Source organism: Candidatus Pantoea bituminis (assembly GCF_018842675.1).
Lineage (GTDB): Bacteria > Pseudomonadota > Gammaproteobacteria > Enterobacterales > Enterobacteriaceae > Pantoea > Pantoea phytostimulans.
Genome location: NZ_JAGTWO010000004.1, coordinates 344,438 through 367,428 on the forward strand (window position 1 = coordinate 344,438; position 22,991 = coordinate 367,428).

19 protein-coding genes and 4 pseudogenes are annotated in these 22,991 nt (G+C 51.8%); 13 read left to right on the forward strand and 10 right to left on the reverse strand.

All coding sequences use genetic code 11. The annotated features are described in order from the left end of the window. Positions 1-104 precede the first annotated feature (104 nt). Entirely contained in the window at positions 105-854 is a 750-nt protein-coding gene (gene yjfP, locus KQP84_RS05350) for an esterase (protein ID WP_215845484.1), read from the forward strand. Between the two features lie 48 nt (positions 855-902). Here the strand turns inward: yjfP and KQP84_RS05355 are convergent, their stop codons facing one another. Next, complete coding sequence (locus KQP84_RS05355) at positions 903-1,109, reverse strand: hypothetical protein (RefSeq protein WP_215845485.1); 207 nt, start codon at positions 1,107-1,109, stop codon at positions 903-905. Between the two features lie 385 nt (positions 1,110-1,494). On the opposite strand from KQP84_RS05355, the gene rpsF reads away from it, so the two are divergent. The 4 genes from rpsF to rplI are packed head-to-tail and all read left to right on the forward strand — an operon-like array spanning position 1,495 to position 2,935. Further along, positions 1,495-1,890, forward strand: coding sequence for a 30S ribosomal protein S6 (gene rpsF / locus KQP84_RS05360; protein WP_215845486.1), 396 nt, complete (start codon positions 1,495-1,497; stop codon positions 1,888-1,890). Positions 1,891-1,896: 6 nt separating this feature from the next. After that, complete coding sequence (priB, locus tag KQP84_RS05365) at positions 1,897-2,214, forward strand: primosomal replication protein N (RefSeq protein ID WP_215845487.1); 318 nt, start codon at positions 1,897-1,899, stop codon at positions 2,212-2,214. A 4-nt stretch (positions 2,215-2,218) separates the two neighbouring features. Continuing rightward, positions 2,219-2,446 carry a 30S ribosomal protein S18 gene (gene rpsR, locus KQP84_RS05370; RefSeq protein WP_000135199.1) on the forward strand — a complete coding sequence of 76 codons (228 nt, stop codon included), beginning with the start codon at positions 2,219-2,221 and terminating at the stop codon, positions 2,444-2,446. 39 nt (positions 2,447-2,485) lie between these two features. Further along, the gene (gene rplI / locus KQP84_RS05375) at positions 2,486-2,935 is read left to right on the forward strand and encodes a 50S ribosomal protein L9 (RefSeq protein WP_215845488.1); all 450 of its coding nucleotides are present in this window, start codon (positions 2,486-2,488) and stop codon (positions 2,933-2,935) included. 48 nt (positions 2,936-2,983) lie between these two features. Here the strand turns inward: rplI and KQP84_RS05380 are convergent, their stop codons facing one another. Continuing rightward, positions 2,984-3,649 (reverse strand): LysM-like peptidoglycan-binding domain-containing protein, encoded by a 666-nt coding sequence (locus KQP84_RS05380; RefSeq protein WP_215845489.1) that lies wholly within the window; start codon positions 3,647-3,649, stop codon positions 2,984-2,986. Between the two features lie 331 nt (positions 3,650-3,980). Between KQP84_RS05380 and bamJ the strand changes: the two genes are divergently transcribed. Further along, positions 3,981-4,601 (forward strand): BamJ family beta-barrel-assembly machinery protein, encoded by a 621-nt coding sequence (gene bamJ, locus KQP84_RS05385; protein ID WP_215845490.1) that lies wholly within the window; start codon positions 3,981-3,983, stop codon positions 4,599-4,601. A gap of 35 nt (positions 4,602-4,636) precedes the next feature. Here bamJ and KQP84_RS05390 read toward each other — a convergent pair. Then, positions 4,637-6,585: pseudogene (locus tag KQP84_RS05390) on the reverse strand (bifunctional 2',3'-cyclic-nucleotide 2'-phosphodiesterase/3'-nucleotidase). A 293-nt stretch (positions 6,586-6,878) separates the two neighbouring features. On the opposite strand from KQP84_RS05390, the gene cysQ reads away from it, so the two are divergent. Then, complete coding sequence (gene cysQ / locus KQP84_RS05395; protein ID WP_215845491.1) at positions 6,879-7,622, forward strand: 3'(2'),5'-bisphosphate nucleotidase CysQ; 744 nt, start codon at positions 6,879-6,881, stop codon at positions 7,620-7,622. 41 nt (positions 7,623-7,663) lie between these two features. Here cysQ and KQP84_RS05400 read toward each other — a convergent pair whose 3' ends face one another. Next, entirely contained in the window at positions 7,664-8,221 is a 558-nt protein-coding gene (locus tag KQP84_RS05400; protein ID WP_215845492.1) for a YtfJ family protein, read from the reverse strand. A gap of 315 nt (positions 8,222-8,536) precedes the next feature. Between KQP84_RS05400 and KQP84_RS05405 the strand changes: the two genes are divergently transcribed. After that, positions 8,537-8,743: a DUF1107 domain-containing protein gene (locus tag KQP84_RS05405; protein ID WP_215845493.1), complete on the forward strand. Its 207-nt coding sequence runs from the start codon at positions 8,537-8,539 to the stop codon at positions 8,741-8,743. A 61-nt stretch (positions 8,744-8,804) separates the two neighbouring features. On the opposite strand, the pseudogene paeA reads toward KQP84_RS05405, so the two are convergent. Further along, positions 8,805-10,126, reverse strand: a pseudogene (paeA, locus tag KQP84_RS05410) (polyamine export protein PaeA). A 518-nt stretch (positions 10,127-10,644) separates the two neighbouring features. On the opposite strand from paeA, the pseudogene tamA reads away from it, so the two are divergent. The 3 genes and pseudogenes from tamA to KQP84_RS05425 all read left to right on the forward strand — a co-directional run bounded on the left by tamA (position 10,645) and on the right by KQP84_RS05425 (position 16,481). Beyond that, a pseudogene (gene tamA, locus KQP84_RS05415) lies at positions 10,645-12,359 on the forward strand (autotransporter assembly complex protein TamA). Continuing rightward, positions 12,356-16,125 (forward strand): annotated as a pseudogene (gene tamB / locus KQP84_RS05420) (autotransporter assembly complex protein TamB). The pseudogenes tamA and tamB overlap by 4 nt, the downstream one beginning before the upstream one ends. Before the next feature lie 2 nt (positions 16,126-16,127). After that, a complete protein-coding gene (locus KQP84_RS05425) occupies positions 16,128-16,481 on the forward strand; it encodes a gamma-glutamylcyclotransferase family protein (protein WP_215845494.1) in 354 nt (117 codons plus the stop codon). A 51-nt stretch (positions 16,482-16,532) separates the two neighbouring features. Here KQP84_RS05425 and ppa read toward each other — a convergent pair whose 3' ends face one another. The 3 genes from ppa to KQP84_RS05440 form a co-directional block, all read right to left on the reverse strand. Beyond that, entirely contained in the window at positions 16,533-17,063 is a 531-nt protein-coding gene (gene ppa, locus KQP84_RS05430; protein ID WP_215845495.1) for an inorganic diphosphatase, read from the reverse strand. A gap of 100 nt (positions 17,064-17,163) precedes the next feature. Further along, entirely contained in the window at positions 17,164-17,613 is a 450-nt protein-coding gene (locus KQP84_RS05435) for a DUF441 domain-containing protein (RefSeq protein WP_215845496.1), read from the reverse strand. A 71-nt stretch (positions 17,614-17,684) separates the two neighbouring features. After that, positions 17,685-18,095, reverse strand: coding sequence for a lysozyme inhibitor LprI family protein (locus KQP84_RS05440; protein ID WP_215845497.1), 411 nt, complete (start codon positions 18,093-18,095; stop codon positions 17,685-17,687). A gap of 174 nt (positions 18,096-18,269) precedes the next feature. Here KQP84_RS05440 and KQP84_RS05445 point away from each other — a divergent pair, with 174 nt between their 5' ends. Continuing rightward, positions 18,270-19,829, forward strand: coding sequence for a methyl-accepting chemotaxis protein (locus KQP84_RS05445; RefSeq protein WP_215845498.1), 1,560 nt, complete (start codon positions 18,270-18,272; stop codon positions 19,827-19,829). A 34-nt stretch (positions 19,830-19,863) separates the two neighbouring features. Here the strand turns inward: KQP84_RS05445 and fbp are convergent, their stop codons facing one another. Then, on the reverse strand, positions 19,864-20,871 hold the full coding sequence (fbp, locus tag KQP84_RS05450; protein ID WP_215845499.1) for a class 1 fructose-bisphosphatase: 1,008 nt from the start codon (positions 20,869-20,871) through the stop codon (positions 19,864-19,866). A gap of 168 nt (positions 20,872-21,039) precedes the next feature. Between fbp and mpl the strand changes: the two genes are divergently transcribed. Further along, a complete protein-coding gene (mpl, locus tag KQP84_RS05455; RefSeq protein WP_215845500.1) occupies positions 21,040-22,395 on the forward strand; it encodes a UDP-N-acetylmuramate:L-alanyl-gamma-D-glutamyl-meso-diaminopimelate ligase in 1,356 nt (451 codons plus the stop codon). Between the two features lie 51 nt (positions 22,396-22,446). Here the strand turns inward: mpl and yjgA are convergent, their stop codons facing one another. Next, positions 22,447-22,989 carry a ribosome biogenesis factor YjgA gene (yjgA, locus tag KQP84_RS05460; protein ID WP_215845501.1) on the reverse strand — a complete coding sequence of 181 codons (543 nt, stop codon included), beginning with the start codon at positions 22,987-22,989 and terminating at the stop codon, positions 22,447-22,449. Between the last annotated feature and the right edge of the window lie 2 nt (positions 22,990-22,991).

A 22,991-nucleotide genomic window follows, 5' to 3' on the forward strand; every position in this document is an offset into this window, starting at 1 on the left:
AAAGTTTAGGACGCATTGATCTAGATCAAAGGTGGGCTGATTAATATTGTTATTGGCAGAATGTATACGTCAAAGCAGGTTTTGCCCCTTACTCAGGAGAGCACATGATTGAACTCACCACGGAAACATTGGCCGGTATTGAATGCCTACACGCAGCGCCCGCAGGTCAGCGCCACGCCAGGCTGCCGACCGTGCTGTTTTACCACGGCTTTACGTCGTCTAAAGAGGTCTATGCCTACTTCGCCGTAGCGCTGGCTCAGGCTGGTTTTCGTGCGGTAATGCCCGATGCGGATATGCATGGAGCGCGCTACAACGGTGATGCCGAGTCTCGAATGAGCCACTTCTGGGACATCCTGAAACAGAACATTGATGAAGTCCCTCAACTGGAAGCCGCGCTGCGCGAGAATGACCTGATTAGTCATGATCGCTTTGCGGTCGCAGGGGCATCGATGGGAGGAATGACAGCATTAGGTGCAATGGCGCGTTATCCGCAGATTCACAGCGTCGCCTGCATGATGGGGTCGGGCTATTTTATGCAGCTCAGCAATACGCTGTTCCCGCCGCTGGTGGCGCGCACACCAGAACAAAAGACGCAGTTTGCCGAACGCATGGCTCCGCTAGCGGGTTACGATCCTTGCGGACAGTTGGATAAGCTGGCTAATCGGCCGTTGCTGTTGTGGCATGGTGAAGCTGATGAAGTGGTGCCTTTTGCTGAAACCACAAGGCTTGATACGGCCCTGCGCGAACAAGGGCTGGACGCTAATTTGACCTCGCTGTCCGAAAAACATATCGGCCACAAAATCACGCCCTCAGGCCTGACCGCGCTAGTGAGTTTCTTTAAACACCGGCTGTAAATGAAATTGGGCTGGTAGCACGCTGCCAGCCCGTTACGTTACAGGGCATTAGTACGAATTCGATAACCGCTCCGCTGCGCTGATGGTGACGTTGGCATTGCTATTGCCTGGCGTATCCAATCGATTAACGTAAACATAGCCTGAAGCCGCTTTGCTACTGTTACTTCTCATCTGCTGCGCACAGTCAGCACTGCTGGCAAGGGCGGGTGGAGACAGGAAGAGACCCAGTAAGGTGGCGATGACGAACGTTTTCATGCTCGACTCCTCACTACAGGGAAAACACTCTGGCAGGACGCCGACAAAAAGGCCGCGACGTCTGAATAAAGTTTAGTGGCTGGTCATTATGTCGCCAGTCGGTCTTTTGATGCTCTTCTTCAGCTAATTTGAACAATTCTTATACAACGCGTTGTATTAACAGAGATAGCACAAAAGGTAGCGGTATTTGGCACGATCTGTACGATTTGTTGAAATGTGCTCTTGAGTTTAGTGGGGGACATCAGTATGATTACGCGTCAATTTTTCAGCCGCATTCTCAGGCTGTGACCCATGAAAATTGGGGCACGGTCTATAACGTTCCTTGCTTCCACGGGCCGCGGTTGACCCAGACAGGAGGCTGAATAATCCGTAAGGAGCAATTTCGATGCGTCATTACGAAATCGTATTTATGGTCCATCCTGACCAGAGCGAACAGGTTCCAGGCATGATCGAGCGTTACACTGGTGCTATCACTGGTGCAGAAGGCACGATCCACCGTTTGGAAGACTGGGGCCGCCGTCAGCTGGCTTACCCGATCAACAAACTGCACAAAGCACATTACGTTCTGCTGAACGTAGAAGCTCCGCAGGAAGTGATCGACGAGCTGGAAACGAACTTCCGCTTCAACGACGCCGTTATCCGTAGCATGGTTATGCGCGTTAAAAACGCGGTAACTGAAGCATCACCGATGGTTAAAGCGAAAGATGAGCGTCGTGATCGTCGCGAAGATTTTGCTAACGAATCCGCTGATGACTCAGATGCTGGGGATTCTGAAGAGTAATCCATCGTGACGGCTAATCGACTGCGTTTGTCTGGCACCGTGTGCAAGACACCGGTTCGAAAAATAAGTCCGTCAGGAATCCCGCATTGTCAGTTTGTGCTTGAGCACAACTCAGTGCAGGAGGAAGCCGGGTTTCACCGGCAAGCCTGGTGTCGGATGCCGGTGATTATCAGCGGCAGCACCCATCAGGTGATTACTCAACATATAACGGTCGGCACGCAACTCATTCTCGAAGGTTTCATTAGCTGCCATCAGGCGCGAAATGGCCAGAGTAAAATGGTGTTACATGCCGAGCAGATTGAATTGATAGATTCTGGAGACTAGCCAAATGGCACGTTATTTCCGTCGTCGCAAGTTCTGCCGTTTCACCGCGGAAGGCGTTCAAGAGATCGATTATAAAGATATCGCAACGCTGAAAAACTACATCACTGAAAGCGGCAAGATTGTCCCAAGCCGTATCACTGGTACTCGCGCTAAATACCAGCGTCAGCTGGCTCGTGCTATCAAGCGCGCGCGTTACCTGTCCCTGCTGCCGTACACTGATCGTCATCAGTAATCGGCAACTGTCCATTAACGACTTTAAGAGGATAAGGTAATGCAAGTTATTCTGCTTGATAAAGTAGCAAACCTGGGTAACCTGGGTGATCAGGTTAACGTTAAAGCGGGCTACGCTCGTAACTTCCTGGTTCCTAAGGGCAAAGCTGTCCCTGCTACCAAGAAAAACGTTGAATTCTTCGAAGCACGCCGCGCAGAACTGGAAGCGAAACAAGCTGACGTTCTGTCTGCAGCGACTGCACGCGCTGAGAAAATCAACGCACTGGACACCGTTACCATCGCGTCTAAAGCAGGCGACGAAGGTAAACTGTTCGGTTCCATCGGTACCCGCGACGTTGCAGATGCAGTAACTGCAGCTGGCGTTGAAGTGTCTAAGAGCGAAGTTCGTTTACCGAACGGCGTTCTGCGCACCACCGGTGAGCACGAAGTGGACTTCCAGGTTCACAGCGATGTATTCGCGAAACTGATCGTGAAAGTAGTGGCTGCGTAATTTATTACCCAGCAACGCAAAACGCCGGCCTTGTGCCGGCGTTTTTGTTTATTGCGCGCGAAGAAAGCTGCCATCTGGCTGACGCGTAAACAGCACCGGGCCATTTGCACTCTCAACCGTCAATCCTGTCACTGCGCCTTGCGCATCTTGTCTTATCTTCACTTGTTGTCCACTTTGTAAAGCGCTCAGCGGCTGATCGTTGCCCTCGACACGCGCCATGGCAAAGACATCATTCACCGGCAAATTATTATCGCGAAACAGCTGCGCCAGCGTCTGGCCTGATGCCACGGTATAGCTGCGCCACGCACCTTGTGAATCACTTTTCGGTGGAGTTTGCTGCTGTGAAGGTGCTGCCTTGTTTTCGTAAATATCCGCCTGCATCGGCGTCTCTTGCTCAGAGGATGAGGTCACAGGACGTTCCACCGGATATTTTGGCGTGCTGCTCGGCCAGAGAAACGCCAGCAGCATGAGCAGCAGGGCAATAACAATGCCACGGCGATGCGGGGCTGGTAGTGGGTCCATCCAGCGAATCGTGTCTGTCAGGTGCCAAATACGATGCAGCCAGTTAGGTAAGCGGGATGACGCGTCTGAAGCCATTCGTGGTTCCTCCTCTCCGGCGGATTGCTGTGGCTTGCGTTGATGCAGCCAGGTTTGCAGCCGGGATAAAATACGCGGTGCGTGCGTCCTGCGGCGTCGTGGGGCGATCTGGCCCATGTTCTCTCTCTTCATTATGTGCCACAGACAAGATAAGCCTTGTCGGTTGTTATATACCTTTCATCTTTTCAACTTGCATAGGCAGTGGATCGAATACTCAGGCTACTTGCTCCCGGATATTCTCTGCTTGCTGCTTTCCTGCAATTCGAACGTTCTGAGATACAGTATGGGCAATGTGGACGCGAAGTGCCCGCCAGCATTGATAAATTTGACCTGCGTATTGTTTCTCTTTCATCGCGAAAAGTCATCCGCGATGCAGGGCATTTTACGCCAGCGGCCTGCGCTGCTATGCTGCCCGCTCGAATTTTTTACCAGAGTGAAAGGAACGAAGATGACAACCCCTTCTTTCGACAGCGTCGAAGCACAAGCAAGTTATGGTATTGGTTTACAGGTTGGCCAGCAGTTGCTGGAATCTGGTCTGCAAGGGTTGCAACCAGAAGCACTGCTCGCGGGCCTGCGCGACGCGCTGGAAGGGAATTCACCGGCGGTCCCGGTAGATGTGGTACATCGCGCGCTGCGTGAAGTGCATGAGCGTGCGGAAGGCGTACGTCGTGAGCGTACTGAAGCAATGGCAGCACAAGGTCAGACGTTCCTGACTGACTACGCACAGCGTGAAGGCGTGAGCAGCACCGAATCAGGTCTGCAGTTCAGCGTAATCACTCAAGGTGAAGGCCCAATCCCATCTCGTCAGGATCGCGTACGCGTTCACTACACCGGTAAACTGATTGACGGCACCGTGTTTGACAGCTCAGTCGCACGTGGCGAGCCAGCGGAATTCCCGGTTAGCGGCGTGATTGCAGGCTGGATTGAAGCATTGACCCTGATGCCGGTCGGCTCAAAATGGGAACTGGTTATTCCTCACAACCTCGCTTACGGCGAGCGCGGTGCGGGCGCATCCATCCCACCTTTCAGCACGTTAGTGTTTGAAGTCGAGTTGCTCGAAATCCTGTAATACCCAAGGGCGGCAATCATGCCGCCCTCTCTGTTTTACTTCTTCTGCTGCTGCAAATTCACCTGCCAAATCGCAAAGCCAATCTCATCACTGCCTTTCTGCTGCATCGGATATTGCGCATGCTGTTTGATAAAGCCGTTGGCTTTTTCTCCCGGCGCAGTCTCAAAACGGATATCGACGGACGCAGTGGAAGCAATCGGTGCCAAATGCCAATTGTTATCGGCCTGTGGCTTAACCTCGCCATGCTTCTTGGTCTCTGCGCTGATATAAGCCGCCACCACTGAACGGTTCTCATCCGGTGAAGCAAAAGCGATGTACTTATCGCCGGTTCCGGCAAATTTGCCGCCATACGCACGGTAATTGTTGGTCGCTACAAGGAAAGTCGCCTTCGGATCAACCGGTTTGCCATGCCAGCTAAGCTGCTTGATACGCGAAGCCTCAGGGTGAATCATCTGGCACTCCGCGTCATATCGCGCAGGTTGCGTCACATCAATCTGATATTCCACGCCATCGATCACATCAAAATTGTAGGTGCGGAAATCCCAGTTGATCAGTGATTGTGGCTTGCTGCTGGCGGGATCAATTTGATTGAACTGGCCAGCTGAGCACTCCAGCCACTCTTTTACCTGCGCGCCGCTGACCTTCATCACCACTAACGTGTTGGGATAAAGATACAAATCTGCGGCATTGCGGAAGGTTAGCGCTCCTTTTTCAACTTCAACATAGCTTGCCGGATCGTTTTTACGTCCACCCGCTTTAAACGGTGCAGCAGCAGAAAGCACCGGCAGACGTCCTAAGTCAGGATCGCCCTGAATAAAATGTTCTACATAGGCACGCTGTGCATTGTTAACGATCTGCACGGTGGGATCGTCCTGCACCAACGACAAATAGCTGTACATCACATCTGCTGATTTACCGATCGGCTTGGCAACAAACTCTCGTGTAGCACGGTGCGCATCCGCCAACACGCTAACCAGCGCCGGATCTTCAGCCACCAGCGATTTTTTCTGCGCGATGTCGTAAATGGGACGCGCCTGCGCTTTACCGCTGCTCACCTGCCAACGCCCATCGTCATTGTTCAGCACCAGATCGACCACACCAAGATGATCGCCCCACATGCCCGGCATTACCGCAGGAATGCCGTTCAGGGTTCCGTTAGCGATATCGGCGCCTTTAATGTTGGCGAAATCTTTGTCTGGGAATACGGCATGTGCGTGCCCAAACAGAATGGTGTCTATGCCTTCGACCTGGCTGAGATAGTAAACCGAGTTTTCCGCCATGGCATGATAAGGCTCGCTGCTCAGGCCAGAATGCGGAATGGCAATAATCACTTCCGCGCCTTGCTTTCGCATTTCAGGAATGTAACGACGAGCCGTTTCAGTAATGTCGTCTACCCGCACTTTGCCTTGAAGATTCGCTTTATCCCACACCATGATTTGCGGCGGAACAAAGCCGATATAACCTATTTTCACCGTTTGCCGTTTTCCATCGCGATCGACGACATCAGTGGATTTGATCAGATAAGGCGTAAACAGTGGCTTGCCGCTCTTACTATCGATCACATTGGCGTTAACGTAAGGAAAGCGGGCACCAGCAAGGGCTTTTTCAAATAGGGTAAGCCGTAGTTGAACTCGTGATTACCCAGGTTGCCCACGCTGTAGTCCAGCGTATTGAGCGCTTGATAAACGGGATGGATCTCGCCCGCTTTAAGCCCTTTCGCGGCCATGTAATCGCCAAGCGGGCTGCCCTGAATAATATCGCCATTATCAACCAGCACGCTGTTTTTAACTTCCTGACGTGCAGCATGAATCAGCGATGCGGTACGTACCAAGCCAAACTTCTCGGTGGGCGTATCTTTGTAGTAATCGAAGTCCATCATATTACTGTGCAAATCGGTGGTTTCCAGTACGCGCAAATCCACGGTTGCTGCCGATAATGCGCTGGAAATTCCAAGCGCCAGTAACGTTATGCCAGGCTTAAACATGTAGGTTCCTGCTCCCAAAAGGTCGAAGCTCCCAAAATAATGTAAAAGCTTGATCAATGGTCATTTTAAAACGTGATGGATGTAACGCTTTCAGGCTTTGGAAGGCGGCTCGCAGAATTCAGATTTTGCCGCCACGTGGCAAGCATAGCGATGCTGTATGAACTATGATATTGATATATCTATGAAATGCTCCGCTGCATGCCGAAAAGTCGGCGCAGATAGCGGAACTGTTGACATGTAATCGGTCTGGCGTTGAGTCATACGCGCAGCAGCCGCACAAAACGAGGTGAAAAATGTTAGAGCAAATCTGCCAACTGGCGCGTGAAGCGGGCGATGCCATCATGCACGTTTATAATGGCGCGGCACCGCTTGACGTTTCTCACAAATCCGATGACTCGCCTGTGACGGCGGCAGACATCGCCGCACACAACGTCATTATTCAGGGTTTAAAACAGCTCTCTCCTGATGTGCCGGTATTATCAGAAGAAGATCCGCAAGGTTGGGATGTTCGCCAGCATTGGCAGCATTACTGGCTGGTCGATCCGCTGGATGGCACCAAAGAGTTTATCAAACGCAACGGCGAGTTCACCGTCAACATTGCACTGATTGAACAAGGCAAGCCGGTGATGGGAGTGGTATATGCGCCCGCGCTGGGCGTGATGTATTCCGCCGCAGAAGGTAAAGCCTGGAAAGAAGAGGGCGGTCAGCATGTGCAAATTCAGGCGCAGGATGCACGTCCGCCGCTGGTGGTGGTCAGTCGCTCACATGGCGATGATGATGAGATGAAACAATACCTGAAACAGCTGGGCGAGCACCAAACAGTTGCTACCGGTTCTTCATTGAAATTCTGTTTGGTCGCAGAAGGTAAAGCTCAGCTTTACCCGCGTTTTGGGCCAACCAATATCTGGGATACCGCAGCGGGTCACGCGGTAGCGATGGCGGCGGGTGCGCATGTTCACGACTGGCAGGGTAAAACACTGGATTACGCGCCACGTGAATCTTTCCTCAATCCGGGTTTCCGTGTGTCCCTGTTCTGATAGGCAAAACGGGAGGTTTTCCTCCCGTTTATTAACACTGCTTATTCTTTTAACAACGTTTTCAGCAATATCATTACCTGCCGCAACTCTTGCTGCGTGAGCGCTCCATCTTTTACAAATCGAACCTGTCCCGTCTTATCTACGACCACAATCGCCGAACTGCTTTCTTCAAGCTGCCAGGCTTTTTGAATATTACCTTTACTATCAATAATAAACTGCGACCACGGATACTGCTGTTTGTTGCTGTGAATGCTGCTGCGCACAAACATGCCGGTGCCCGGAATTGCGTCATCGGTATTGACGATGGTGGTGGTTTGATAACGATCGTGCGGAAATTTCGCGGCTTTGATCGCTTCTACCAGCGCAGCATTCTTTTCCTTTGCTGATGAACGGCCGGCAATATGCTGAATCACGCGTACTTTGCCGATCAGCTGTGCACTGTTCCAACTTTTATAGCTAAACTCATTTTGATGCCAAAGCAATTCGCCTTTGTCGTTAATGCCTACTGCGGGAACGCGCTCGCCCTGTTTGATATCGTGAGCAAGTGCGGTAACCGGCATTATCAGGGTTAAAAATATCGCCGCCCATGTTGTCCGCATAAACACATCCTTAAGTGATCAGACCAGTTAGTCATTTTATTGCAATAGTAGGCAGTGATGATGCTGCTGTCGCGGCAAAGTGTCAGGTTTGTTATCAACGCCACAATTCCTTAACGACTGAAGGTTTATACTGGGTTGTGTCACGGCAGTAACAGAGTGTTCTGTAATGGTGTGTCAACTCAGTAAATAAATTCAATTTTCGGAACACGAGTAACGCACAGTGTTCTATAGTTTATCCGCAATTTGCGCTTCAAGGGCTCGTACCGATTTTGGCAACGGCGAAGCGTGTTTATAAAAATTTAGGAGTTAGACAGAATGAAGATCTTCCAGCGCTATAATCCGCTGCAAATAGCGAAATACGTAAAAACGCTGTTCCGAGGAAGGTTGTATATCAAGGACGTTGGCGCGTTCGAGTTCGACAAGGGAAAAGTGTTAATTCCCCGCGTCAAAGACAAACAGCATCTGAGCGTAATGTCAGAAATTAACCGTCAGGTTGTTCGTCTGAAGCTTGAGTTCAACTAATCAAAAAAATAGCAGTAAGCAGTATGCAAAAGAAAGGGCGCCAACGGCGCCCTTAATATTTTTACTCTTCAGTGGTTTTTGTGAGGTTTAAGACCGGCGGACGTTCCTCTATCCGCGTCACTAAGAGCTGGTCGATGCGATAGCTATCGATATCCACCACTTCAAACTTGAAGCCAGCAAATTTCACGAAATCGGTACGTTTCGGGATTTTGCGCAGCATGAACATCATGAAGCCGCCAATGGTTTCGTAGTTACCGGACTGCGGAAAATCGTCGATATGCAGCACACGCATCACATCATCAATTGGCGTACCACCCTCAACCAGCCATGAATTCTCATCACGCGCCACAATTTGCTCTTCCATGCCTTGGCCAACCAAATCACCCATCAGCGTGGTCATAACGTCGTTTAACGTGATGATACCGACGACTAACGCGTATTCATTCATGATCACGGCAAAATCGTCACCAGCGGTTTTGAAGCTTTCCAGCGCCTCCGAAAGCGTCAGCGTGTCTGGCACAATCAACGCCGAACGAATTTGCAGCCCGCTGTTCAGCGTCATGCTTTGGTTGCCCAACACGCGTAGCAGCAGTTCTTTGGAGTCGACGTAGCCAACGATGTGGTCAATGTCACCGCTACAGACTAAAAACTTAGAATGTGGATGTTCCGCGATTTTGGTTTTCAGGCTGTTCTCTTCTTCATTCAAATCAAACCAGACGATATTTTCGCGTGAGGTCATTGAAGAAGGAACGGTACGTGATTCCAGTTCAAACACGTTTTCAATCAGTTCGTGTTCTTGCTTACGCAACACGCCCGCCAGCGCACCGGCTTCAACTACCGCATAAATATCATCAGAGGTGATGTCATCTTTGCGCACCATCGGTAGCTTGAAGATGCGAAAGAAGACGTTAGCCAAACCGTTAAATAAAAACACCAGCGGGCGCAGGATCATTAAACAGAAGCGCATGGGGTTGATGATACGCAAGGCAACGGCTTCCGGCGCAATCATGCCGACGCGTTTTGGCGTCAGGTCGGCGAACAAAATAAACAGGCTGGTGACAATGGTGAAGGAGCAGATAAAGCTGAGCTGCTCGGCGAGATCCGGGGCAACAAAACGGCTAAACAAACTGTTGAAAGCGGGAGAAAAAGCCGCGTCACCGACGATACCGCCGAGAATAGCCACCGCATTCAGACCAATTTGCACTACGGTGAAGAACATTCCGGGCGTTTCCTGCATCTTTAACACACGTTGTGCATTAATGTTGCCTTCATCGGCGAGCAGTTTCAGTTTGATCTTACGGGCGGCGGCCAGCGAGATTTCCGAGAGGGAGAAAAAGCACTGATTACGATCAGCAAAAGAATGACAAGCAAGCTATCTAACATATGAGATCCAAAGGGTTATCCACTTGTCATTTTTGGCCTGGGCAGCGCGAGGTAAGATCGTACTTCATGTACTTACCCATCGATCTGGGCTATCCGTGCCAAAAATGTCTGCGCCAATTCGACAAAGAAAATCACTGTCGGGGCAGAAATGAAAACAGGCGATATGCCTGTGGTGGCTGATTATAGCAGCAGCCACAATGTTGCCGCCAGAGGGCGAATAGCAGCATAAGCGGGAAGTGTCAGGCGAAACCGGGAACAGAACCGTAAGATTAATCTGAGTGAGGCACCTGAACAAGCCGATCGGCTGCACGGTTGTTGTATCGATCCCGGCATTTACCGACAATAGTCGGCGATTTGACTTAGATGTCGCCTTTACGCCACCGTTAGCAAAAAAGTGTGGCTATGATGATGGTGTTGCCTTGCCGTAAGAGCAGGCAAAGAAGATTAATGAGTGCCCTGCGGAAAAGGGGCCGGCATGATTAACAGGAGTACCCGTGCCACGATTTCATATTTATTGTATGGCCAGCCTGCTGCTTGCCGCGCCTTCCCTTGGGGCTGCGACAGTACGATTGCAGGTAGAAGGGTTAACCGGGGATTTGCAAAAAAATGTCAGAGCGCGCTTGTCCACCATTGGCAGCGATGAGGTCTCAAATGATGGCCGTTTCCGCGCGCGCGTTTCGGAAGCGGTAAAAGAAGGGCTGCGTGCACTGGGTTATTATGAACCCGATATCGATTTTGAATCACGTCCGGCACCTTCACAGGGCGGCCGCCCAGTATTGATTGCCCACGTGAAGCCGGGAGAGCCGGTAAGAATCGGCGGCAGCACCATTGTGGTTGAAGGCGATGCCAGAAACGATGCCGATTACAAAGCCTGGGTTGAACAAGGCCGCCCGAAAGTCGGCACCCAGCTGAATCACGGGCAGTATGATAAATTCAAAAGCGGTTTTTCCAACCTTGCTCTTCGTAACGGTTACTTCGACGGTGATTTCAAACAGAGCCAGCTCGGCATATCTGTAGAACGGCGTGAAGCCTTCTGGGATATCGATTACGACAGCGGCCCACGCTATCGTTTTGGCGACGTGACGTTCGAAAAATCGCAAATCCGTGACGAATACCTGCGCAATCTGGTGCCCTTCAAAAAGGGCGATTACTACAGCTCACGTGATTTAGCCGAACTCAACCGTCGTCTTTCTGCAACCGGTTGGTTTAATTCCGTGGTGGTGGCGCCAGAATTTAATGAAGGCCGAAAAACCAAAGTGCTGCCGCTGAGCGCGGTGGTGTCGCCACGTACCGAAAATACCATTGAAACCGGTGTTGGCTATTCCACTGACGTCGGTCCCCGTCTGAAAGGCACCTGGAGAAAACCCTGGATAAACGATCGGGGTCATAGCCTGGTAGCCAGCGCCTATGTGTCTGCACCGGAGCAGCAGCTCGATCTCAGCTATAAAGTTCCCCTGCTGAAAAGTCCGCTGGAGCAGTATTACACCTTCTCGGGCGGGTTGAAGCGTACCGATCTCAACGACACGCAATCTGATACATCAACGTTAGCCGTTTCGCGTAACTGGGACAGCAGTTCCGGTTGGCAAAGAGCGGTTAACCTGCGCTGGAGCCTCGATCACTTTACCCAAGGCAGCGTCACTAACACCACAATGTTGCTCTATCCGGGCGTTAGCGTGAACCGCACCCGTTCGCGTGGCGGCCTGATGCCAACCTGGGGCGATTCACAGCGCTATTCCGTGGACGTCTCTGACACAACCTGGGGCTCAGACGTAGATTTCCTGATCCTTCAGGCACAAAACGTCTGGATCCGTACCTTGGGCGATAATCACCGCTTTGTCGCACGCGGTAATGTTGGCTGGATTGAAACCAACGATTTCGAAAAAGTGCCGCCCGATCTGCGTTTCTTTGCGGGGGCGATCGCAGTATTCGCGGTTACAAATACAAAGATATCTCTCCGCGTGATGATGACGGCAAGCTAACGGGCGCATCAAAAATGGCGACAGGATCGCTGGAGTATCAATACAACGTGACAGGAAAATGGTGGGGTGCGGTCTTCGTCGATTCTGGTGAAGCCGTTAACGACATCAAACAGAGTAATTTCAAAACTGGCGCAGGTGTTGGCGTGCGCTGGTCATCGCCGGTAGGGCCGATTAAGTTCGACATCGCCCGACCGATTGGCGATCGCGAGGAACATGGTTTGCAATTTTACGTAGGACTGGGGCCTGAACTATGAAGCTGTGGAAAAAGGTCCTGATAGGTATTCTGATCTTTCTGGTGCTGTTAGTGGGTGGTGTGGCATTTCTGATTGGCACCACACCAGGTTTACATCTGGTGCTAAATGGCGCATCACGCTGGGTGCCGGGCTTGTCGATCAAACAGGTCGAAGGCGGCTGGCGTAATCTGTCGATTAACGGTCTGCGTTATGAAATGCCCGGCGTCAGCGTTGATGCTGGCAATATCCATTTAGCGGTGGATTTAAATTGCCTGCTGCACTCGTCGGTGTGCGTTAATGACGTCACGCTCAAAGATATTAGCGTGGTGGTCGACAGCAAAAAAATGACGCCATCCAGCGCGCCACCGCCAGAAGAAGAGGGCGGTAGCACCAATCTCAGCACGCCTTATCCGATCACCTTGCGCCATCTTGGCCTGCACAACGTCAATGTCAAAGTGGATGATACAGCGATTTCGCTGATGGATTTCACCACCGGCTTGCAGTGGCAGGATCGGGCGTTAACGTTGAGTCCAACCCATATTCAAAGCCTGCTGATCGCCTTACCAAAAGCGGCGAAGGTGGCTAATGAGCAGGTGATTCAGCCCAAAGTTCAGCAACCGCAGCCAGATGAGAAACCGCTGGGTGAAACGCTGCAGGCGATGTTTGCCAAACCGCTACTGCCAGAGCTACCCGATTTTCAGCTGCCGCTGGATATTGATGTGCAGGCGATCCTGGGCGAACAGCTGCGCATTACTGGCGACACCGATATTTCAGTTAAACGCCTGCTGGTAAAAGCGAAAACCACCGATCGCCAGATGCAGCTGCACACGCTGGAGGTTGATTCTAATCTGGGGCAGCTCAACGGCAGCGGTCAGGCTACGTTAGCGGATAACTGGCCGGTGGATTTCTCGCTCAACGGCACGGCAAACGTGGATCCGCTTAAAGGCGAAAACATCGTATTGAAGCTAAACGGAGCGATGCGTGATGAATTGGCGTTAGCGCTGAATTTATCCGGTCCGGTGCGTGCGCAACTTGATGCGACCACGCAGCCAGCGGTAGCGGGTTTACCGCTGTCGCTGAAACTTACCAGCCCACAGTTGCGTTGGCCGTTAACCGGTCCGGTGCAGTATCAGGCTGACAATCTTGATTATCAATTCAAAGGCAAAGCCACTGATTACGTGATGTCGCTGCGTACCGCAGTGAAAGGCGAAGCGGTGCCACCAGCAACGATCTCGCTCGACGGCAAAGGCAACGTGCAGCAGTTTAGTCTGGATAAATTGCGTGTCGCCGCGCTGCAAGGCAATGTTGATCTCACCGCGCTGGTGGATTGGAGCAAAGCGATCAGCTGGCGCAGCGAATTGACCTTGTCAGGAATTGATACTGCAAAACAGTATCCCGATTGGCCGGCGAAGCTGGATGGTAAGATCGCTACGCGCGGCAGCCTGTATGGCGGAACCTGGCAAGTCAGCGTGCCGCAGTTGCAGTTGAAAGGAAACGTGAAGCAAAACGCAGTAACCGCAGACGGCTCACTGAGCGGCAACAGCTACAATCAATGGACGGTGCCCGGTATCAAGCTGGCATTAGGCCGCAACCATTTAGACGTAAAAGGTGCGCTAGGCGATACGGTAAACCTCGACGCAACCATTGATGCGCCACAGCTCAATAATGCCTTGCCGGGATTAGGCGGTGTGGTGAAAGGCACCCTTAAAGCACGCGGAACATTGCAGGCGCCACAGGTATTGGCTGACCTCAATGCCACCGGTTTGCGTTGGCAACAGTTGCAAATCAACCGCGTTACGCTGAATGGCGACGTGCGTTCCAGCGATCAAATCGCTGGCAAGCTGCAATTACGCGTTGAACAGCTTAAACAGGATGCCTTGAGCATTAACCTGTTGACGCTGAATGCCGACGGTAACGAAAAGCAGCATCAGCTCAAACTCGATGTTCAGGGTAAACCGGTTTCCGGTCAGCTGGCGTTGAGCGGCAGCTTTGATCGCCAGCAGCAGCGTTGGAAAGGCTCACTGAACAACACGCACTTCGACACGCCAGTAGGCGAATGGCGACTGACACGGGCGATGGCGATCGATTATCTCAACGCCAAACAAACCGCCACCATTGGCGCGCATTGCTGGCAGAACCCCAATGCGCAGTTGTGCGTGCCGGAGCCGATTGAAGCGGGCCCGAGCGGAAAAGCGCATGTGGTGCTTAATCGCTTTGATCTGGCCATGATCAAACCGTTTATGCCCGATGCGACCAAACTCAACGGCGTGTTCAGCGGTGATGCGCGTGTAAACTGGAGTGCTGACGGTAGCTTGCCAACCGGCACAGTGGCATTGAAGGGTAATGGCGTCAAAGTTGAGCAGGATGTGCAGGGCAACACGCTGCCGATTGCCTTCGATACACTTAATCTAAATGCCGCGCTGCGCAACGGTCGCGCGCAGCTCGACTGGCTGATTCGCATCGCGAATAACGGTCAGCTCGATGGCAACGTCCAAATCAACGATCCTGAAAATCGCCGTACGCTGGGCGGTAACGTTAACATTCGCAATATTTCGTTGGCGATGATCAATCCGGCCCTGATGCAGGGCGAGCAGATCAAAGGCAAGCTCAACAGCAGTTTGCGCCTTGGCGGCAGCGTGCAGCAGCCGCAGGTGTTTGGTCAGCTTGGCCTGCAGGATGTCGATGTTGATGGCAGCTTCATGCCCGTTGATCTCACTGCGGCGAACCTAAACCTGGTGTTCAATGGCATGAGTTCAACGCTCAATGGGTTGATCCAAACCGCGCAGGGTAACATCAACCTGAATGGTAATGCTGACTGGAGCCAGCTGGATAACTGGCGCGCCCGAGTCGCCGCGCAGGGTAGCCGCATACGCGTTACCGTGCCGCCAATGGTGCGCATGGATGTCTCACCGGATCTGGTATTCGAAGCCACACCTGCTGCTTTCAGTCTGGATGGACGTGTTGATATTCCCTGGGCGCGTATCACGGTGCAAGAAGTCCCTGAAAGTGCGACCGGCGTTTCATCCGATGCAGTGATGCTGGATGAAAACCTCAAACCTATTCAGCCGAAAACCGCCTCGATTCCGATCAACAGTAATCTGGTTATTAATGTCGGCAACGATGTGCGGCTTTCTGCTTTGGCTTGAAAGCGAAACTGAATGGCGATCTGAAACTGGTGCAGGATAAGTCAGGATTGGGATTAAACGGACAAATCAATATTCCTTCTGGTCGTTTCCATGCGTATGGTCAGGATCTGATTGTGCGTAAAGGTGAGTTGCAGTTTGCCGGACCACCCGATCAACCTTACGTCAACCTTGAAGCCATTCGTAACCCGGAAGCCACAGAGGATGATGTCACGGCGGGCCTGCGTGTTACTGGTCTGGCGGATGAGCCGAAAGTCGAGGTCTTTGCTGATCCGGCGATGTCCCAACAGGAAGCGCTTTCTTACCTTTTACGCGGTCAGGGACTCAACAGTGATGGTGACAGTAATGCACTGACTTCAGCATTGGTTGGCTTAGGGGTTGCACAAAGTGGGCAGGTTGTGGGTAAAATCGGCGAGACATTCGGTGTCAGCAACCTTGCCCTTGATACCGCAGGTGTTGGCGACAGCCAGCAGGTGCAGGTCAGCGGTTATGTGCTGCCGGGTCTACAAGTAAAATACGGTGTTGGCATTTTTGATTCACTGGCGACGTTAACCTTGCGTTACCGCCTGATGCCCAAACTCTATCTGGAAGCCGTGTCCGGCGTGGACCAGGCTCTCGATTTGCTCTATCAGTTTGAGTTTTAGCAATGCGAATAATTGTTTACGGCAGTTTAAGGCGCAAACAGGGAAACAGTCATTGGATGACGAACGCGCAATGGCTGGGTGATTACCCGATTGAAGGCTTCGAGCTCTACAGTCTTGGTCATTATCCCGGCGTCATCCAGGGCAATGGAACGGTACACTGCGAAGTGTACCGCATCGATGCTTCCACTCTTGGCGAGCTGGATGCGCTACGTACCAAGGGTGGAGAGTACAAACGTCATCTCATGCAGACGCCGTTTGGCAGTGCATGGCTTTATGTTTATCAACGCTCGGTGGCTGGACGCCAGCGTATCACCAGCGGCGACTGGCTAAAGCGCGATGAGGAACCAGAAGCCTAAACAAAAACACCGTCCAGTTGGACGGTGTTTTTTTATGGCTCGGCAACAGAATTATTTCTTCTGAGCGCGCTCATAAGAGGCAATGATTTCTGCTTTCGCAGCTTCGGCGTTATCCCAGCCGTCAACTTTCACCCATTTGCCTTTTTCCAAATCTTTGTAGTGCTCAAAGAAGTGGGTGATCTGTGCGCGCAGCAGTTCTGGCAGGTCGTTCACATCTTTGATGTGATCGTACTCTTTAGAGAGTTTGGTGTGCGGAACCGCAACCAGTTTGGCATCTTCGCCAGACTCGTCGGTCATTTTCAGCACGCCAACTGGACGGCAGCGGATTACGGAGCCTGGTACCAGTGGATATTGGGTCGGTACCAGCACGTCAACCGGATCACCATCCAAAGATAAGGTGTGGTTGATGTAGCCGTAGTTGCACGGATAGAACATGGCGGTAGACATAAAGCGGTCTACAAACAGGGCACCAGACTCTTTATCAACTTCATATTTGATCGGATCGGCATTGGCCGGGATCTCAATGATTACGTAGATATCTTCTGGCAGGTCTTTACCTGCTGGCACCTGGTTCAAACTCATCGGGCATTCCTTCAGTAGTCGTATGTTGAGTGTCGGCTATTATAGCCAACTGACTCTGAAAGTATGCCCCCTTTTTGGCGTTTCGGAATGCGCCTCAACGCTACTTCTGTGTGACAAACAGCGAGACAATGCCCGCAGCTATCAGTGGTCCGACCGGTACGCCGCGAAAGAAGGCTACGCCAATCACTGTGCCAATGAGCAATCCGCCAATAATGGTAGGGTTCAGACTCATTAAACTCACGCCACGTCCACCGAGCCAGGCAACAAAAATGCCCACCACAATCGCCACAAGTGATTGCCAGTTAGCAAAAGATTTAATCAGGCTTGAGGCGGGCAGTGAACCGCTGGCCAGCGGGGCCATCACAGCAACGGTAAGAATAATAATGCCCAACGTGATGCCCTGTTTTTCCACATAGGGGAAAAATTGTGCCAGGGGCGTAATTTTGATTACCAGTAAAATCAGAATGGAAATCGTCACGGCGCTGTTGTGGACAAAATAACTGAGGACGGCAAGGCAGATTAAAATAAAAGTCGAGGCATAAGCAGCCATGTTTTCTCCCTGAAAATGGATGAGTGCGCCAACCCATGTCAGCACATACGCGATATTACCGCGTCCATTTATCAACAATCATCAGGATTGGCGCAACTCCCTTTATTCATTGATTGCAGCAGCATTGCCTGATTACGCACCACACTGACGCTTTGCGCGCTGAGCGACACCGTGCCCAAGGTGCCCTGATCGCGATAACGGCTGCGACCGGCGTCCAGCCAACTGTCGCGATAAGTTAGCCAATTACGCTGTGCAGCACGTAATTTGGCTTTTGGCTCACCACTTAATTTTTTCATCAGTTTCCCATACTGATTATTCAACTCTTTGTCCCAGGCTTGATTTGCATCGCCGTAGCATTGCGTCATTGCTGAGGTTGTGGATGCGCCTTCCATGCAGTGATCAAGCGTATCGTCAATCGCGGATTTCTGCGCCATCGCGCTGCTGCTAACGAGAGTCAGCGCCAAAGGAAGCCATTTTTTCATTGTTATTCTCTTTCTAAATGATGAGGCAGAGTTCAGCTTGATTGATGTATCCGTGATGGTCAAGCAGCTGACCATCTATCAAGGTTAAAGTTTCGCCACGTAATAGCCGATACCTTTCCCGTTTTAGGGCTTTTGGATTTTTTTGCCTTTACTACACACATGGAATCTATCGAGATGAAACAGTTATCACTACGCACCGGGTTGCTGGCTATGCTGGCGTTTATGACACTGCTGCTGTTGGCGGTGAGTTTTATGGGAATTGTGGCAATCAACAAAGGGAACCGATCGCTGGATGTAATCAATCGCATTCAGGGCATCGAATTGAACAATCTCTACCAGAGCAATGCTGAGCTGATGCGCGCCCGCACTTTAGCGGCGCTGGCCGTGCGAAAAATTGAAATTGGTTTGCTGGACGAGGGCGCAGTCGTGACGAAACAGGCGCAAGCCGATGTCATCGATTCGCAAAAAAGTCTAAAACAGTTTATTGATGCGGGCACTGTTACTGAGCACGGCAAAAAACTGGCTGATGCGGTGGTCTCAAGCTACAAAGCCTATCTGGATCAGGGCATCACACCGATGATGAGCGCGCTGGATAAACAGTACAACGACGAATATTACCAGCTGCTGGAAGGCGATCTCCCTACGCTGGCGGACAAATACAGCAAAGCGGTGGCAGATTTTGGGCAATACGCCAATGGCGTCACCGCTGCGCAGCTGGAGCAAGCGGCCTATAACGAAACCAAGATGAAAGTGCTGATCGCCGTCGCGGTGGCGCTCTCGCTGCTGCTGTTGGTGTTGGCCTGGCAGCTGTTGCGCCGCATGTTGTTGCAGCCGCTGAACAGCGCCATCTTGCATCTGGAGCAAGTGGCGGTTGGTGATTTGTCGCACACCTTGCCGCTGGCGGGTAACAACGAATTAGGGCGTCTGAATAATGCACTGGCCGAGATGCAGCAAGCGTTACGTACCTCTGTAAATCAGGTGCGTGAAGCCAGCATGCAAATTGACGTTGGCAGCCGGGAGCTGGCGGCAGGCAATGTTCATCTCTCGCAGCGTACTGAGGAATCTGCAGCCTCGCTGGAGCAAACCGCCGCCAGTATGGAACAGTTAACCGCCACTGTGCGTCTCAACGCCACCAATGCGCAGCAAGCGAACCAATTGGCCAAGAGCGTTTCTGATACCGCCGATCGCGGCGCGGAAGTGGTGAGTTATGTGATGGAGAAGATGAGTGAAATCACTGAAAGTGCCCATCGCATTGGTGACATTCTTAGCGTGATTGATGGCATCGCCTTCCAGACCAATATCCTGGCGCTGAATGCGGCGGTAGAAGCCGCACGTGCGGGCGAACAAGGACGAGGCTTTGCCGTCGTTGCCAATGAGGTGCGCACGCTAGCACAACGCAGTGCTAATGCGGCGAAAGAAATTCGTACCTTGATCAGTGATTCGCAGACGCGCGTTAAAGAAGGCAGCGATATGGCGACCAAAGCGGGCGAAACCATGGATGAGATTTCGGGCGAAGTGATGCGCGTGACAGCATTGATGAAAGAGATTTCGCTGGCATCTGAAGAGCAGAGTCGCGGTATCGAGCAGGTTAATCAGGCGGTGACGCAAATGGATGAAGTGGCGCAACAGAATGCGGCGCTGGTGGAGCAGGCAACGGCGGCAACGCAATCGCTTGAGGCACAATCTGAACATCTACAGGCAACGATGGCGCAATTTCGATTGCAGGAAGCCTGATACAAAAAGGGCGCGGTCATCGCGCCCTTCATGATTAACCTTGACGGCAATCTGGGAATTCGCGCAGGAAGCGCTCCACATCATTGACCATCGCTTCATTGCCACAGTAGAACGGGCAACGCTGGTGCAGCGTGACAGGAGGAATGTCCAGAATACGGTTTTGACCATCGCTGGCTTTACCGCCTGCTTGCTCCGCGAGAAACGCCATTGGGTTGCATTCGTACAGTAAACGCAGCTTACCTTTGGTATGACTGGCCGTGCTCGGGTAAAGGTAGATGCCACCTTTCAGCAGGTTACGGTGGAAATCCGCCACCAGCGAGCCGATATAGCGTGAGGTATAAGGGCGTTTGGTCTCAATATCCTCTTCCTGACAGAATTTAAGATACTTTTTCACACCCTGTGGGAAACGAATGTAATTCCCTTCGTTGATAGAATAGGTGTAACCCTTTTCTGGGTAGGTCATGCGTTCGTGGCTCAGGCAGAACACGCCGAGCGACGGATCGTAAGTAAACGCATGCACGCCACAACCGGTGGTGTAAACCATCATGGTGGATGAGCCGTAAACCACGTAACCCGCAGCAACCTGCTTGTTTCCTGGCTGCATGAAGTCAGCTTCGACAACAGGCGTGCCGGGCTCGCTCACGCGGCGATAAATCGAGAAGATGGTGCCGACAGAAACGTTAACGTCGATGTTGGAAGAGCCATCCAGTGGATCCATCAACACCACGTACTTACCGTTCTCTTCACCTTCAAAAATAACGAATTCGTCTTCTTCTTCAGACGCGATACCAGCAACAATGCCACGTGCTTTCAATGCTGCTTTCAGTTTTTCGTTGGCGAACAGATCCAGTTTCATCTGCTGTTCACCCTGAACATTTTCAACACCACTTGCGCCCAGAATATCCACTAAGCCGGCTTTGTTAATGTCGCGGTGGATGATTTTGGCCCCAAGCTTGATCGCTGAAATCAATGCGGTCAGTTCGCCTGTGGCGTGCGGAAAGTCGTGTTGCTTCTCGACGATAAATTCGCCTAACGTTTTCATAACACATTCCCTGAATCTTCGATGGAGTGGCAGCATGCGTAACAAACCACCAACGTATGCGTACGCAGTTTAGCCGATTGAACTTTAAAAACCATAGTCCTAATCCGTTTCTTCCGTCTGCGACCGGCGTTACACTGTGCGCCGAACTTTTAGGTAATGGACTTTGATATGCGCATTCACATCCTTGGGATTTGTGGCACTTTTATGGGCGGATTGGCGATGCTGGGGCGTTCGTTGGGTCATCAGGTGACGGGATCAGACGCCAACGTTTATCCACCAATGAGCACGCTGCTTGAGCAGCAAGGCATTGAATTAACAGAAGGTTACGATGTCGCCCAGCTCGATCCGGCACCGGACCTGGTGATCATCGGCAATGCGATGACGCGCGGCAATCCTTGTGTGGAAGCGGTACTGGAACGTAACATTCCTTACCTCTCCGGCCCGCAATGGTTGCATGATTTTGTCTTGCGCGATCGTTGGGTGCTGGCTGTCGCCGGAACCCATGGGAAAACCACCACAGCCGGCATGGCAGCGTGGATTCTTGAGTCTTGTGGCCTCGAACCGGGCTTCATTATCGGTGGCGTACCGGGCAACTTCGATGTGTCGGCAAAATTAGGAAAAAGTCCATTCTTCGTGATTGAAGCGGATGAGTACGATTGCGCGTTTTTCGACAAGCGTTCCAAGTTTGTTCATTACTGCCCACGCACCTTGATCCTGAATAACCTCGAATTCGATCACGCCGATATCTTTGACGATCTGAAAGCGATCCAGAAGCAGTTTCATCATCTGATCCGCATCGTGCCGGGCCAGGGCAAGATCCTGCTGCCAGAACACGATAATAACCTGAAGCAGGTGATGGCGATGGGTTGCTGGAGCGAGCAAGAGAGCGTTGGCGATAATGGTCATTGGCAGGCGAAAAAGCTGAAACCTGATGCGTCACACTGGGAAATCTATCTCGATGGCGCAAAAGTAGGTGAGGTGAACTGGGCGCTGGTTGGCGAACACAATATGCATAATGGTTTAATGGCGATCGCTGCCGCCCGTCATGTCGGTGTAAGGCCAGAAGATGCGGGCCAGGCGCTGGACAGCTTTATCAATGCCCGCCGTCGCCTTGAGCTGCGCGGTGATGTTAATGGCATCAAAGTGTACGACGATTTTGCTCACCACCCGACGGCTATTCTGGCAACGCTTGCCGCGCTGCGCAGCAAAGTCGGCGGTACGGCACGCATTCTGGCGGTGCTGGAGCCGCGTTCCAATACCATGAAAATGGGCGTGAATAAAAACGAGTTAGCCCCTTCGCTGGCACGCGCCGATGAAGTCTTCTTGTTCCAGCCGCATCACATTCCGTGGCAAGTCTCAGATGTCGCAGAAGCCTGCATGCAACCGGCACACTGCACGGCAGATATTGATACACTGGTGGAAATGGTGGCAAAAGCTGCACAACCCGGTGATTCGATTCTGGTGATGAGTAACGGTGGATTTGGTGGGATACATCAGAAACTGCTGGATAGGTTACAAAAATAGCGTCGTAGCGCAATAAAAAGAAAAATGGCGGGTTTATTAACCCGCCATTTTTTAACCTTCAGCTAACTCACGCAAGTACTGGAAAATCAGTCGTGCGGATTTAGGCGGCTTGTTAGCGGCTTTCTCTTTCTGCGCATTACGGATCATGCTGCGCAGCTGCTGACGATCGGCATGGGGATAGAGCGCAATCACATCTGTCATTGCGTCATCGCCTTGTTCGATCATACGGTCACGCAGCGCTTCCAGCTTATGGAACAGCGCAACCTGCTGGTTGTGGCGGTTCTTCAGCTTATCCAGCGCCTGGCGGATCGGTTCTACGTCCATGCTGCGCATGATCTTACCGATTAACTGCAATTGACGGCGGCGACCTTCTTTCTTAATTCGCCCCGCCAGTTCGATCTCGGCACGCAAACGCTCATCCAACGGAATCTTATCGAGGGCATTTTTGCCCAGATCGACCAGTTCGGCACCCAGGCGTTTTAGCTCTTCAGCATCGCGTTTAATTTCGCTCTTACTGACCCAAATAATCTCTTCATCTTCTTCTTCCTGATTATCTGGCACATCGTCGAGCCACTCATCGGGCTGTTTGGTCATTT

What these genes read in the sequence shown, in the direction of transcription:
- bamJ (WP_215845490.1), top strand. Translation starts at nt 3,981, where the DNA reads ATGACAACCCCTTCTTTCGACAGCGTCGAAGCACAAGCAAGTTATGGT.
- KQP84_RS05445 (WP_215845498.1), top strand. Translation starts at nt 18,270, where the DNA reads ATGAAACAGTTATCACTACGCACCGGGTTGCTGGCTATGCTGGCGTTT.
- mpl (WP_215845500.1), top strand. Translation starts at nt 21,040, where the DNA reads ATGCGCATTCACATCCTTGGGATTTGTGGCACTTTTATGGGCGGATTG.
- KQP84_RS05405 (WP_215845493.1), top strand. Translation starts at nt 8,537, where the DNA reads ATGAAGATCTTCCAGCGCTATAATCCGCTGCAAATAGCGAAATACGTA.
- fbp (WP_215845499.1), bottom strand. Translation starts at nt 20,871, where the DNA reads ATGAAAACGTTAGGCGAATTTATCGTCGAGAAGCAACACGACTTTCCG.
- KQP84_RS05440 (WP_215845497.1), bottom strand. Translation starts at nt 18,095, where the DNA reads ATGAAAAAATGGCTTCCTTTGGCGCTGACTCTCGTTAGCAGCAGCGCG.
- rpsR (WP_000135199.1), top strand. Translation starts at nt 2,219, where the DNA reads ATGGCACGTTATTTCCGTCGTCGCAAGTTCTGCCGTTTCACCGCGGAA.
- ppa (WP_215845495.1), bottom strand. Translation starts at nt 17,063, where the DNA reads ATGAGTTTGAACCAGGTGCCAGCAGGTAAAGACCTGCCAGAAGATATC.
- KQP84_RS05355 (WP_215845485.1), bottom strand. Translation starts at nt 1,109, where the DNA reads ATGAAAACGTTCGTCATCGCCACCTTACTGGGTCTCTTCCTGTCTCCA.
- yjfP (WP_215845484.1), top strand. Translation starts at nt 105, where the DNA reads ATGATTGAACTCACCACGGAAACATTGGCCGGTATTGAATGCCTACAC.
- rplI (WP_215845488.1), top strand. Translation starts at nt 2,486, where the DNA reads ATGCAAGTTATTCTGCTTGATAAAGTAGCAAACCTGGGTAACCTGGGT.
- KQP84_RS05380 (WP_215845489.1), bottom strand. Translation starts at nt 3,649, where the DNA reads ATGGGCCAGATCGCCCCACGACGCCGCAGGACGCACGCACCGCGTATT.
- KQP84_RS05435 (WP_215845496.1), bottom strand. Translation starts at nt 17,613, where the DNA reads ATGGCTGCTTATGCCTCGACTTTTATTTTAATCTGCCTTGCCGTCCTC.
- yjgA (WP_215845501.1), bottom strand. Translation starts at nt 22,989, where the DNA reads ATGACCAAACAGCCCGATGAGTGGCTCGACGATGTGCCAGATAATCAG.
- KQP84_RS05400 (WP_215845492.1), bottom strand. Translation starts at nt 8,221, where the DNA reads ATGCGGACAACATGGGCGGCGATATTTTTAACCCTGATAATGCCGGTT.
- cysQ (WP_215845491.1), top strand. Translation starts at nt 6,879, where the DNA reads ATGTTAGAGCAAATCTGCCAACTGGCGCGTGAAGCGGGCGATGCCATC.
- KQP84_RS05425 (WP_215845494.1), top strand. Translation starts at nt 16,128, where the DNA reads ATGCGAATAATTGTTTACGGCAGTTTAAGGCGCAAACAGGGAAACAGT.
- rpsF (WP_215845486.1), top strand. Translation starts at nt 1,495, where the DNA reads ATGCGTCATTACGAAATCGTATTTATGGTCCATCCTGACCAGAGCGAA.